This window comes from Occallatibacter gabretensis (assembly GCF_001449115.1).
GTDB lineage: Bacteria > Acidobacteriota > Terriglobia > Terriglobales > Acidobacteriaceae > Telmatobacter > Telmatobacter gabretensis.
In genome coordinates, this window is sequence record NZ_LAIJ01000009.1 from 375,885 (window position 1) to 388,809 (window position 12,925).

General features: G+C 56.6%; 7 protein-coding genes. 3 read left to right on the forward strand and 4 right to left on the reverse strand.

The window, feature by feature from the left end; all coding sequences use genetic code 11:
- Positions 1–27: 27 nt before the first annotated feature.
- Complete coding sequence (locus VO84_RS07875; RefSeq protein ID WP_058187101.1) at positions 28–2,619, reverse strand: multicopper oxidase domain-containing protein; 2,592 nt, start codon at positions 2,617–2,619, stop codon at positions 28–30.
- 691 nt (positions 2,620–3,310) lie between these two features.
- On the opposite strand from VO84_RS07875, the gene zwf reads away from it, so the two are divergent.
- Both zwf and VO84_RS07885 read left to right on the forward strand, forming a co-directional pair.
- Complete coding sequence (gene zwf / locus VO84_RS07880) at positions 3,311–4,708, forward strand: glucose-6-phosphate dehydrogenase (protein ID WP_058187103.1); 1,398 nt, start codon at positions 3,311–3,313, stop codon at positions 4,706–4,708.
- A gap of 5 nt (positions 4,709–4,713) precedes the next feature.
- Entirely contained in the window at positions 4,714–5,457 is a 744-nt protein-coding gene (locus VO84_RS07885) for a YqaA family protein (RefSeq protein WP_157439793.1), read from the forward strand.
- A 31-nt stretch (positions 5,458–5,488) separates the two neighbouring features.
- Here the strand turns inward: VO84_RS07885 and VO84_RS07890 are convergent, their stop codons facing one another.
- From VO84_RS07890 to VO84_RS07900, 3 genes are all read right to left on the reverse strand, one after another.
- Positions 5,489–6,850 (reverse strand): glycoside hydrolase family 18 protein, encoded by a 1,362-nt coding sequence (locus tag VO84_RS07890; protein WP_058187107.1) that lies wholly within the window; start codon positions 6,848–6,850, stop codon positions 5,489–5,491.
- A 180-nt stretch (positions 6,851–7,030) separates the two neighbouring features.
- Complete coding sequence (locus tag VO84_RS07895) at positions 7,031–8,809, reverse strand: CocE/NonD family hydrolase (RefSeq protein WP_058187109.1); 1,779 nt, start codon at positions 8,807–8,809, stop codon at positions 7,031–7,033.
- A 113-nt stretch (positions 8,810–8,922) separates the two neighbouring features.
- The gene (locus VO84_RS07900; RefSeq protein WP_082661832.1) at positions 8,923–10,677 is read right to left on the reverse strand and encodes a glycoside hydrolase family 9 protein; all 1,755 of its coding nucleotides are present in this window, start codon (positions 10,675–10,677) and stop codon (positions 8,923–8,925) included.
- 671 nt (positions 10,678–11,348) lie between these two features.
- Between VO84_RS07900 and VO84_RS07905 the strand changes: the two genes are divergently transcribed.
- Positions 11,349–12,884 carry a phage tail sheath family protein gene (locus tag VO84_RS07905; protein WP_058187111.1) on the forward strand — a complete coding sequence of 512 codons (1,536 nt, stop codon included), beginning with the start codon at positions 11,349–11,351 and terminating at the stop codon, positions 12,882–12,884.
- Positions 12,885–12,925: the final 41 nt, after the last annotated feature.

Consider the following 12,925-nt stretch of genomic DNA (forward strand, 5'->3'; position numbering starts at 1 on the left):
TTCTTGTCAGCTAAGCGGCAGATGCCGTCATTGAATCGTGATGGGAACGCTGACGCTGGCCTGGTATTGGCCTGAACTGCTTCCAGTTCCACTGGCCCCGGTACCAGTAACGACGACTGTGTAAGAGCCCGGCGCTGTCCCCAGATCGGTCTTCGCTGCTCCTCCGCTGCACCCGTTCACAATGCCGGCAAAGGCAATCAGTGCAAGCAATCCAAGCATCACGTTGCCGCTTCTGCGCCGCGGCAGAAACAGCAGAACGATGCAGGCAAGACTTGCACCGCTGCCTGTGGCCAGCCATCCCGGAATTCGATTTGCCTTGCTGCTGAGCGGATGCGCGGGTGTTGTGTTGACCGTGAGCTGTACGGTGCCTGAGCCAGTGATGGAGCTCGGATTGACGAAGCATGCGGCTTCCGTCAGACTCGACGGCAGTGTGCACGTAAGATTGATTGCCGCGGTGTAGTTGTTGGCCACGCTTACGACAACATTGGCGATTGCTGCAGAGCCGACGGCAGTGGTTGTTCCAGAAGAAGTCATTCCGAATTGCGAAACCGTAACTGGGATCGACGCTGAAGTCACTTCCGCGTAGGCCGCGTCACCTTCATAAAATGCTGTCAGATTGTTGCTGCCCACGTTGCCGTTGACCGCGGTGCTCAGCACTGCCTGCCCGTTGGCGATCGTTGCGGGATTGCCTACGTTTTCTCCATTCATCTGGAACTGCACCAGGCCAGTTGGAGCAGGGTCTCCCGTAACGGCATCTGCTACGTTTGCCGTGAGCGTCACGCTCTGGTTAGGGGCAATGCTTGCGGCAGAAGCAGCTACTGCGGCGGTTGCGGCGGTGCCCGCAGGAAGCACTTGAATCGCGCCCATCATGCCGCCATCTTCATGCTCCAGGATGTGGCAGTGGTATACGAAGGTTCCCACGACATTCGGATCGCTGAAATCCATGCGCACGGTGATGCTGTGATACGCGCCTGTGCCGCTCCAATACGGAACGTCATAGGTATCGCGGAGTGCGGGATCATTCACCGGCTGGCCATCAATTGCCATGATCTGAAAATGCAGCTGATGGATATGGAAAATATGGTCTTCCTGCGCGCGATTTTCTATCGTCCAGTCCTCTACCGTGCCGGCATGCACAACTATGTTCGGCGGTTGATTCATGGTGAACAGCGCCGGTGTCTGGCCTTCTTCCGTGATGTAGAAATTTGTCGTGCTATCGGGATCGGCCGGGTTTTCCAGGACTTCGGAGAAATATAAGTTACGTTGAGCAGTCGGCGTCAGATTAGCCAGGCTGCCATAGAGAGATGCGCGCCGAGCCGTAGCCTGTGCGTGCGACGCGACGGCAGCCGCAGACGGCAGATGCCGAACAACGCCAGTCTTCGCGGCAGTCGATTCTTCCACCCCGTTCTGGCTCACGATATTCGCAATGGGCCGGGCGGGATCAAAGTCCCCATCCGGACCTGTGTTCTGGTATTGCGTCACCAGTTGCGCCGTATCTCCGACATTCGGCGTGGTGACCACAAACTCTGCGCGGCTGCCGGGCCCCATCTGAATGGTGGTCAGGCTGCTGGCGGTCCCCGATGAAAGCGGATACCCATCGATTGCATAGATTTGCATTGGCTGCGGAGTTCCATTCACGATGTATTGCAGATTCAGAATGGTGTCAGCGCCGCTATTCACCACACGCCACAACTCCTGCTTGCCCGGGTCGGTTTGGATGACCGCCGGAGTATAGCCCGGGTAGGTGACCGGAACGTAATTGAGGGACAAGTCCCAGGCAGGAATATTCGCGTCGTTTATCTCAGAGGTGGGAAGCAGTTGATCTCGGATCACAAAGGTGTGCTCCGTCATTCCCGCCAGCGCTGGAAATACATTCTCCAGCCCCTGCACAATCAGCGCGCCTGTTGCTCCGCCCTGTACCTGTCCCTCAGAGATGCCGTGCGGATGCGGGTGATACCAGTAAAGCCCCGGTGCTTCCGTTGCGGGAATCGTCACGTTGTAGTCGAAACTCGCGCCTGGCTGCACGAGCGTGTGAACAACTTCATCCTGTCCGCAGACCGGAGCAATATTCGTTCCGTGAAAATGGATATTGGAAACATTTGTGCCCATGCTTCCGTTACATGCCGGGCTACTGCTCGTGGTCGCGTCATTCGAGAGCGTCATCTTCATGCCCGCCATACTCTCGCTACTGCTGGACGTGGTGGTGGCTGCCGGAAGATCGTTCTGGAAATGAATGATGAGGTTGTCGCCTGGGTTGACGATCAGAGTCGGCGCCTCAAGGCCTGTATTGGTCACAAAACAATACCGCACCAGTCCCTGCGAATCTGTCACGCTGAGGAATTTCATCGTGACTTCCAGCACGCCATTCTGGCTCTGGAGAACCGGAGGGTCAGAAACGGTGGATCCTGTCGTGAAGCGAGCGCAGACCTGGTCGGCTGCGGTCGTGCCGATGGCTGCAGGCGCTGTCAGCTTCGCCAGATCTTGAGCTGAGACTGCGCCGCGTCCCGGATATTGGCGCTGGGACTGGCCAGACGCTGCCGCCGTAAGCAGCATAGAAATCAAAACTGTCAGAAAGAGAACGCGGGCACGCCGCGGCTGACAAATGGAACCGTTCTTCATGAACCTGCCTCACAAAGGAAAACAATTGGCCGTTTTGTGGCAAGCAAAAGCTATCCGCCACAAATAACGATTGAGACTTTGCGGGCATGGTCCCTATATATAGTGAAGGCAGCCCGCAGTCGATCTGGCTGTGGTCCCCAGGTTCTCGCGGTCTCTGCCAAGAGTTGGCCGCGAGAGCCTGGTTCTAAAACTTCGGACTTCAATTCGCAAATTTCAATTACAGGCTCTTGATCTGCATCCAGCCCGCAATTAGATATGCGACTGATTCGGTCCGTATTCAATATACGACAATATTGGTCTCATATGGAAGCAGCTTTTCCTCACTTCATGGAAGATGACTCACGATGTGAGATGGAGTTGCGGAATGCTTCAGGCGGTCCTGAGCGTTTTGAATCGGCGGCAACAAATGCTAAATGCCGCCTTTCGACACATTCCTGCTTGGCGATTCGCAGTCGGATTCAAAGGGCAGCGCCCGAGTGCGTAGTATGGAGGTCGCTGCAGTTTGTTAGTGACAGAAGATGCGCCGTACAGGTGGTAAAGGCGTTGCATTCAAGGAAGCCATCCATCCACATGCGGCGAACATCCAACGCAAGAAGACGAATAGAACGTAACTGAGCACGTTTAACGCCCTGACCCTAACCGCTAAGGGCGTCTGCCTGAATTAGTCTCTAGATAGAAATTGAGGCGCTTGATGACAATCTCCCGCTCCGATGCGCTGGTAGTTTTTGGCGTAACTGGTGATTTAGCCCACAAGATGATCTTCCCTGCGCTTTATGCCATGGTGAAGCGAGGCACGCTCAAGGTTCCTGTAATTGGAGTTGCGTTTCCGAATTGGAGCCTGGAGCGGCTGCACAGGCGCGTGACTGACAGCATCAAGCGAGCTGGTGGAATTGATGATGAGCGCGCCTTTAATCGTCTTTTGTCTCTGCTCAAGTACGTGAGCGGGGATTACAACGACAGCGGTACATTTGCGGCGATCAAGACGGCATTAGGGAGCGCGCGGTGTCCGGCGTATTATCTGGCTATTCCGCCTTCGCTGTTTGAGACGGTCATCAAGGGACTGGGCGCGGCGAAGTTATCTGAGAACGCCCGCGTTATTGTTGAGAAGCCGTTTGGTCGCGACCTGGCTTCAGCGCGCGCACTTAACCGCGTAGCGCGGTCTGTATTTCCGGAAGACTCCATCTTCCGCATCGATCACTTCCTCGGAAAGGAAGCGATCATGAATATCCTCTACTTCCGGTTTGCCAATTCATTCCTTGAGCCGATCTGGAACCGCAACTATGTCGCCAGCGTTCAGATCACCTTATCTGAGGACTTCGGCGTGGGAAAGCGTGGCGCGTTTTACGAAACCGCCGGCTGCCTGCGTGACGTAATCCAGAATCATCTCTTCCAGATTGTTGCGTTGCTCTCTATGGAACCGCCCTCGGGCCGAGATTTTGGAGCCGTGCACGATGAGCAGGCAAAGGTCTTCAAGGCTATGCGTCCTCTAAAGGCCGCCGACATGGTGCGCGGCCAATATGCTGGTTATCGTGATGAGGCCGACGTGGCGAAGCGTTCTGATGTTGAAACATTCTGCGCGTTGCGGTTATTCATTGACTCATGGCGCTGGGATGGAGTGCCGTGGTATCTACGCTCCGGCAAGTATCTTGCAGAAACTGCAACCGAGATATTGGTGGAGCTGAAACCGCCTCCGCAAAAGCTTTTTGCTGATGCAACTTCAGCAACCGCCCGGAACAACTATCTACGCTTCCGCCTCTCTCCCAACTCTGCCGTTGGACTGGCCGCGCGCGTCAAGCTTGCAGGCCAGGATTTTATCGGAGAGCAGAAGGAGCTTTATCTGCTGGAAGAACAGCCGGGCGAGGAAGCACCTTATGACCGGCTTTTAAGCGATGCCATGGCTGGCGATGGGGCACTTTTCATTCGCGAAGATGCTGTTGAGGCCGCGTGGACGGTCGTCAATTCGGTCCTCAAAAAGCATCCCAAAGTTCGACCCTATAAACGTGGCGGGTGGGGACCGAAAGAGGCTGACGCCATGATCGCCGCCGACGGCGGCTGGCATAATCCCAGCGGCACGAATCCAGCCGAATGATGCTTGTGCCTTCACCTGTATTTCTGCCGCACGCATCGCAGGCGGCCGCATCGATACATCACTCGACGCTGCAGATAGCGCAGTTTGTTGCGCCAAGAGCGCATCACTCGCTGTTGCCCAACTGGCTCACGCACTTGGGCGGGTTGGGGCTCTTTGTTGTTGCAATCATCGATTCCTCTATCGTCCCCCTTCCCCTACCCGGCAGCACTGACCTGTTTTTACTCTGGCTGATAGCGCACAGCGGTAATCCCTGGTTGCTGGCGCCGATCGCTGTCGCTGGTAGTCTCGGGGGCGGTTACACGACCTGGCAGATTGGACGCAGAGGCGGTGAAGCTGCTCTACACCGCTACGTGCCTGCACGCCTTCTTGGGCGAATTGTTGGTTGGGTCGAGCATCATCCTGTCCTTGCAGTGTTTCTTCCGGCCATACTTCCGCCGCCGATTCCGCTGTCACCATTTGTGCTTGCATCCGGAGCGCTTGGCGTTTCGCGCGGACGATTCCTCGCAGTATTCGGCGCGGCACGTGCTCTTCGCTACTCACTGATTGCCTGGCTGGGAGTGGCCTATGGCCGTCACGTGGTCCGGTTGTGGACAGGAACGCTGCAGAAATGGTCGACGCCGTTGCTTTGTGTCTTCGTGGCGTTATTAATTGGCGGTATCTGGATGGCGATATCGAAGGCTCGCAGACTGCGGAAGTCTGATGCCGCGGAGAAGCCTGCGTTGCAAGCCAAAGCAGTTCAGACAGACTGAGTTGTCGCGTCTGCTCTATCCGCGTAACTGGTCAATTTGCCGGAACTTTCGAGTGAGAAATCGTGTTCGATTTCTTGAGCCCTGCCGCTACGGCCTTGGTCAGAGATCCGCTGGAATCGTCGTCATTGAGCGCCCACACATAGGCGCCCCCGAGCTTCTTTTCCCGGATATAAGCTGTCTTGGTCGCCACCGAAGCGGGAGTGTCATAGGTGTAGAAGATCCCGCTCGACGGATTGTAGAGCATGGCTGCAACTCGGGCCGAATCGTACCAGGCAGTGAAGCCGTTCGTCCCGGTGAATTTTTCAATCGTCGTGTAGGTCAGAAATCCCGGAGTCAGGATCGTGTCGCAGCCGGGGGATGGGTCTGCTTTGTTCGGGCGCGGACAGATGCCCGATCCATCGACCAGAGGTACGGGAGCCGGGCCAGTGGCCTTCTGGTAGAGGCCATGGTTTACGTTGGCGACGCCTTTCCATCCGACGGCATACAACGGCAGGCCCATTGTGTATTTGGCTGCGGGGACACCGGCCTTCAAATACGCCTTTACAGTCGCGTCGATTGCGGGCGAGCCATCGAGTGAAGGCTTTGCTGCGGCAGCGTAAAGCGAGGATGCCTGATTCGTCTGCTTATCGTCTGGAGTGGCTAAATCGTAGCCATCGATGGTGAGGAAATCCACTTGCTCGGCGGCGGCTTTTAAATCGATGTTGGCATATTTCTTCGGGTCGGATGGAGAGTCGAAGGTCAGAACATACCGTTTGCCCGTGCTCTTCGACAGAGTGTCGAGCTGGGTGCGGAACTCTTTTAGCAGTGCGGTGAAATTCTGTTTATCTGCCGAGGATGGAAACTCCCAGTCGATGTTGAAGCCATCGAAGAGGCCTGGGGCGTGAACGCCGGGAGCAATGTTGCCTTTGACAAAGAGATCGATGCACGAGGAGGCCAACGCCACGCGCCCAGCGGGCGTGGCGGCAGCGCTCACCCAGCCGGCAGAGTTGCCAGCCTGCCCTCCGAGTGAGATCAGCACCTTCAGATGCGGATGCAGCTCCTTGAGTTGAAGAATGGCTCCGAAGTTCCCATACGGAGGAGCGGTATAGGGCTTGCCACTCACACTTGGCAGGGACGAGTCGAGATAGGCCGCGGAGGGATCTTCGATCGCGCAGGTCGGCGTCGAAGTTGGAGTGACATCGCCAAAGGCGTAGATGAGATGTGTCAGCTCATTGGCAACGCCATTCTTTTGCAAATCCGCCAGTGTGAATCCACCATAGTGAATTCCCCACTCTTCGAAGTAGCCTCCGATGACCTTATCTGCGCGGGGTGCCTGTGCCGGCGAAGAAGAAATACATACCAGAAAAGCCAGCCAATACAGAGCCGTCCGGAAGGGGCGGAAATCTTTCGTCATCGCAAACATCTCCTGAATTTCGCAATGTTCGCGCTCACGAAATATAGAACCATTGCATAAGATTTGAAACCGGGATTTTCCAATTGCCTCGTCTATATTACAGCCAGCCGAAAGTATGCTGACCCGGCGCCCTCAACAACTGGGTCTGGAGCAATGAGCGGCGGGCCAACGATCGTAATCTCACTGCGGAATTACCGGCAAAAGAAGAGCGCTGGGATGACCGGCATCGTGGTAGATCGTGTTGGATGCTTTTGTCATTTCCGTGTCAGAACTGCCGTCGCGGCCTGTATTGAGGTTGCGGTCGAAGCGCGGAAAGTTACTGCTGCTGACCTCGACGCGGATGCGGTGGCCCTTCTTGAAGACATTGCTGGTAGACCAGAGATCAATGGCAAATTCGTAAGCCTTGCCGGGTGTAAGAGGCGTGGCCTGTGCAGTTGACTGACGATAGCGAGCACGTACGATGCCTTCGGTCAGATTCTGCGCAAAGCCTTCTGGCGATACGTCGACGAGTTTGGCTGTGAAGTCGGTGTCGACGGCAGAAGAGGCGGCGAAGAGCTCGAGTGTGACGGGGCCAGTCACTTCGAGATCGCGGTTAAGCGGCGGTGTTGAATAGACGATAACGTCGGACCGGTTTTCTAGCGTGGTCTGGTCGCGGGGACCTGCCGCTAGATGGTGAGCGTCGCAGCAAAGAGGACCGCCGGTGGTGGGCACGGGATTGGCAGGATCGTAAGTATAGTGATCGACGGTTTCTGCGCTTTGTTGCGCGAGCGAGAGCACGCCATCCCCGGATGCAGTATTGGCACTGCCGCTGGAGTGCAGGAAGTATTTCGTCTGCTTTGCGCGCGCGGGAGGCCAGGAGTCTTCATCGCGCCAGGAGTTCTGGCCCATGACGAAGATGCGAACTGGCTTGCCAGTAGCGAAGCGGTTCTGCTTGCCGAGAAAGAGATAGTCATACCACTCGAGAGTGGCGGCGTTTTCGTCATACTCGGCCGCCGCGGTTCCGAAATCAACGTCACCGATTTTTCTACCTCCGCCGGCGTGGCCGCCAATGGTGACGAGGAGCCTTTGCCCTGCGCGAGCCTGAACATTGCCCGCGTGATCGCGCAGGCCGATGTAATTGCGTAGCGAACCGCCCTGAAAGATGTCGTACCAGGCGGCGATGGTGAGGGCGGGAACCTGAATCGAGCCGAACTGCTCCTCAATGGACCACTGCTTCCAGTAGTCGTCATAGGCCGGATGCGCGAGCCAGTCGAGGTAGTAGGGCGCGAGTTGCTGTGTTGCGCTGGCGGAGCCAAGGTCGAGAGGCAAGTTGAATAGAGGATAGTTTTTGAGCGGCAGAACTGTGCTGCCTGTCACGGCATTCGTGTTGGCGGTAGCAATGCGGTCCAGCGTGTCCTGCGCCAGGCCGGAGGTCCAGGATTGATTGAACCATTGCTCGAAAGCGCCGCCCTGATAGGTCCAGTTTTCATGGTAGTTACTGGCTGTGACAACCGGGCAGATGCCCGCCAGATGAGGAGGATGAGCGATAGCGGCGAGCATTTGCGTTGCGCCCACATAAGAGCCGCCGAACATGCCAACTTTTCCGTTTGAATGAGGGAGAGAGGCAACCCACTCGATGGCGTCGTAACCATCCGCAGTCTCATGCTTGAAGGGATACCACTCGCCGTCGGAACGATAACGGCCGCGCACATCCTGCACGACGATGATGTAGCCACGCAAGGCGGCCTGATGTGCAAAGCCCGCGGCGTTGTCTTTGTTATATGGGGTGCGCTCCAAAAGAACAGGGTAGGTCTGATCGGTATTCTGGCGATAAATATCGGCGCGCAGAATTGCGCCGTCGCGGGTCTTCATCTCAACGTTGTGCTGGACCGTGATCTCAGGAGCCGGCTGGCTGGTGGCGGGAATGCCCGCAATGCATGAGAGAAAAAGAACGCAAAAGCGGAAAGCATATCTGCGCATATCAATCCTTGAGTAGGGTAGTAATTCGATGGTGCGGCGAACGGCTCCGATAAGAATGCCCTCTCTGAGTGAGGCCGTGCAAGTGGAGCTGAAAAAGTGGTCTGCAGTTGATTTCAGGCCAGGCTACAAGCAGCGGCAAGCAGGAAAACGAGCGGGGCATTCCAGTTGATCGCAATTTCGTTCATGGAATACGCCCGCTGGTCATCGATCCACATGCGCATGGGCGGCTGCTTGGGCACCGTGCGCGCGACTGTATCCGCAGGATGAGCATTGGGACCACCGGAAAGGAGGCCGGGCCACGGAGCGTCGATGCCATCCGCAGCGCTCGGGCGATGATGCGGATGCTGAAAGGGATTTGTTCCCACGCCAGTGACCCATGAGACACCGAAGCAATTGCGGCCAAGCAGGTAATGCAGGTTTCCCAGTGCTGCTTCGCGGAAGCGTGGAGTGGGTTGGAGATGGTCGGCGATGAGCAGCAGCAGCGACTGATTTCCGGCTGTGCCGTTTGAGCCCCAGTTATACTGCTCGGCCGCCATGGTGGTTCCGTAGCCGCCGGAGTCTGCGCGGTCGGCAAGCGACTGTGCCGCGTTCAATGTCTGCTCGATAATTTGCGCGCGGAGAGATGCAGCCTGAGATTGGTTTGTGGATTTACGGCTAGAGAGAAGCCACGTCCAGTATGCCATTGGAGCAACCCAGGAGAATCCCGGCACCCAGCGCGAGCCCCCACGTGCAGTCACCGCAGGCTGAAGTGTGGCTGCTGCGAGGAATGCCTGTTCATATTGGGCTTCGCCGGTGGTGCGCCAGAGTTCCGCTGAGGCCCACAGAAGCTCATCGCTGCACCTGTTGTCGCCGTAGCCGCCTGTGCTAATACCCTTGGGGTTGTTGAACACCACATTCGGATTGGCTTGTGACCATTTCCATGCTTTTCTTGCAGCCTCAAGACATTGCTGCGCAAAGACTGGGTCATACGGCGCGTAGCAGCGGGCTGCGATGGCGGCGACAGAGGCCAGATCGGCTGTGGCACAGGTGCTCTTGTAAGGCTCCGAGCCGGTACCGATGATGTAGCTGGTCAGCGTGTCCTGCTCCGGCATGATGAAGGCGCAGAACTGCTCGCTGGTCTGCTTGTGCCAGACGCCGCCATCGGCATCCTGCAGGGAGAGCATCCAGGCAAGATTCCAGCGGACTTCCGCGAGGTAATCCGGTATCTTGCCGCCGGATTCAGGAATGTCGAGGTGCAGCTTTGCGAGCTGATGCGGGTACAGCTCCCAGGCCCAGAGAAGCGTTCCCGTCGAAATTCCGCTGTTGACGATGTAACGGCCGTAATCGCCTGCGTCGTGCCAGCCTCCGGTATTGGCAAATGGACCAGTCTTACCGCTTGTAGCATGGAAAGCGCCGTCGGCATGACAAGCTGCGTGATGGTACGGGCCTATTGTGACCGCAGTGCCGCAGCGCTGCCCATGAAAACCGAGCATGGAAGTGCGTAGAGCATCCGTGAAGGATGCGGCATCGATCGGAAAAAGATCGCTCTTGAGTGAGCCTGAGATGAGACGGTATTTACCCGGATGTGTGAGACCGGAGAAGTCAGCCAGAACCACGCTGTCGCCGGAAAGAGCATCGGTGAGAGGCGCGGAGACGGACGCTTCGAATACGGAATGCGTCAAGTCGCTTTCAGTGACGATGCGAAAGGTTTTGGCAGCATTCGAGGCAGGCAGGGTGGCGACTTTACGCCAGTGCGGCGCGTAGCCAATCTGGCTGAGGACAGCCGAAGGAGGTCCAGTCACCGGATCTTGCGCACGCAAGCCTTTCGTTTCTGCAATGGCTGCGAGACTGGAGAGTCCCAGGTATTTGAGAATTGTGCGACGGCGCATGCAGCGATCTTACTGGAGCAGGGAGACGCAATATTTTTTGTCAGTTGAAAGTCAGTTTCAGGCCTCCTCGACGAGTCATAAAACATTTATAAAATTTTTTCTGGACAGAGCGCTCAGGCTCGGAGTAATCTTCCGCCACATTGAAGTTCTTGCATTGTTGAGCAGTTAAAGAGAAAACAGACCGTGCTATGCGTCTCCGAGACGTGATGGCCGGCCCGGAACGAATGCGGGATTGATACGGTTCACCCAGCGCCTTCACTATCTGCAACAGAAGTGAAAGGAAAGCGGAACAGGCGCGAGAGCACTTTGTATCGGTTTCTCCAGCTTGCAAATCCGTGTACAAGATAGTTCCACGCATTCGCTAAATGCGCGATGAGGGGTTGTGTGTCTGCCAGCGCTCGCGGCTTGAGCTGAAGCAGGTGCAGTAGGATCGCGCGAATTTGCTGTCTGCTTCTGTTACTGCTGTCTTTTATCGCCTTGATAACAACATTTTCAGAGAAATTGTGACCTTTTAAGCGTGGTCCAGGGTCGTCTGTTTCTGATTCTCACCCCAACGAGCGAAAGTATGCTCGCGGGGGAATGCGGGATTGTGTCGACTCGGCTTTACTGCTTCGGGCTATATCTTTTCTGAAATGCTTTTGGGCTCCCAATCAGACAAGGAGGGACGCACTATGTCCGCATTTACCTACCCGGGCGTTTACATTGAGGAACTGCCGAGCGCAGTCCACACCATTACCGGGGTCGCTACTTCGGTTGCAGCGTTTGTAGGTTGGGCCGACCAGGGATCTGTTACGCAGGCCACACTTGTGGAGAGCTGGTCCGACTTCCAGACGCAGTTCGGCGGATTGGATTCGCGCAGCCTGCTGGGCTACGCGGTGAATCAGTTCTTTGCCAATGGCGGTGGGCAGGCATACATTGTGCGGCTTGTGTTTACAGACGCCAAGACAGCTTCATCCTCAGGCGCAGGCGGGTTCAAGATCGGCGGACTTCCGGTCTTTGCCGCGAATCCAGGCGGCTGGGGCAGCAACATTGCCCTCACGGTCACGCTCAATCCGGCGGATGCTACGCGCTTCAGCATCCTGGTGCAACAGGTATCCACCACAGGTGGCCCGACGGTCACCCTTGAGAATTTCGTCAATCTCTCACTCAATTCCGCGGACCCGCAGGGTAATTATTTTGTCACGGTGATTGACAGCGAATCGACCAACATCACGTTCATCGATCCGTCCAATCCCACCGCTACTTTGACCCCGGGCACCACCATCGCGGCCATGAGCCTGACGCAGTTGAAAGGCGGCAATGATGGAACGCCGCTTACGCCAAGCACCGGGAATTTTGAAACCGCACTGACGGCGACTGGCGCAGGTGTAAACCTGCTGAGCAATGTCTTCTTCAATCTGCTTTGTGTGCCCGGCGAAACCACGCCGGCGGTTGTGACAACTCTGCAGGGGTTCTGCGCAGACCCTTCCAACCGCGCGTTCTACATTGTCGATCCGCCTTCGACGGCAACCTACGCCGCGCTCAACACTTCAGGGCCCGGAGCAATTGTCACCGCGCCGAACGCGGCCAACTCCGCATTGTATTTCCCATGGGTCTCGGCACCCGATCCGCTTGCTGGCAATCGACCAAAGATGGTGCCGCCATGCGGATTTGTGGCCGGCATTTATGCGGCAACAGATGCGGCGCGCGGTGTGTGGAAGGCTCCCGCAGGCATTGACGCGGGGCTGACTGGCATCAACGGTCTGCAATACAGCCTGACTGATCAGCAGAACGGGGACCTGAACAAGCAGGCGATCAATTGTCTGCGATCGTTTCCGGTTTACGGAAACATTGTTTGGGGTTCACGCACGCTGCTCGGCAATGATCAGGTGGGGTCGCAATGGAAGTATGTGCCGATTCGCCGCTTTGCTCTCTTCCTGGAGTCGAGCCTGTATCAGGGCACGCAGTGGGCGGTCTTCGAACCGAACGACGATACGCTGTGGGGTCAGTTGCGGATGAACATTGGCGCATTCATGCAGGGACTCTTCCAGCAGGGCGCATTTCAGGGAACTACGCCGCAGCAGGCTTACTTTGTGAAGTGCGATTCCGAGAACAATCCTCAGGCAAGCATTGACCAGGGAATTGTGAGCGTGACGGTCGGATTTGCGCCGTTGTATCCGGCGGAGTTTGTGGTGATTCAGATTCAGCAGATGGCCGGCCAGTCGTAGTCGTAACGGCTAAGCCCAAGACACCTGAGACATAAGAAAAG

What these genes read in the sequence shown, in the direction of transcription:
- VO84_RS07900 (WP_082661832.1), bottom strand. Translation starts at nt 10,677, where the DNA reads ATGCGCCGTCGCACAATTCTCAAATACCTGGGACTCTCCAGTCTCGCA.
- zwf (WP_058187103.1), top strand. Translation starts at nt 3,311, where the DNA reads ATGACAATCTCCCGCTCCGATGCGCTGGTAGTTTTTGGCGTAACTGGT.
- VO84_RS07895 (WP_058187109.1), bottom strand. Translation starts at nt 8,809, where the DNA reads ATGCGCAGATATGCTTTCCGCTTTTGCGTTCTTTTTCTCTCATGCATT.
- VO84_RS07875 (WP_058187101.1), bottom strand. Translation starts at nt 2,619, where the DNA reads ATGAAGAACGGTTCCATTTGTCAGCCGCGGCGTGCCCGCGTTCTCTTT.
- VO84_RS07905 (WP_058187111.1), top strand. Translation starts at nt 11,349, where the DNA reads ATGTCCGCATTTACCTACCCGGGCGTTTACATTGAGGAACTGCCGAGC.
- VO84_RS07890 (WP_058187107.1), bottom strand. Translation starts at nt 6,850, where the DNA reads ATGACGAAAGATTTCCGCCCCTTCCGGACGGCTCTGTATTGGCTGGCT.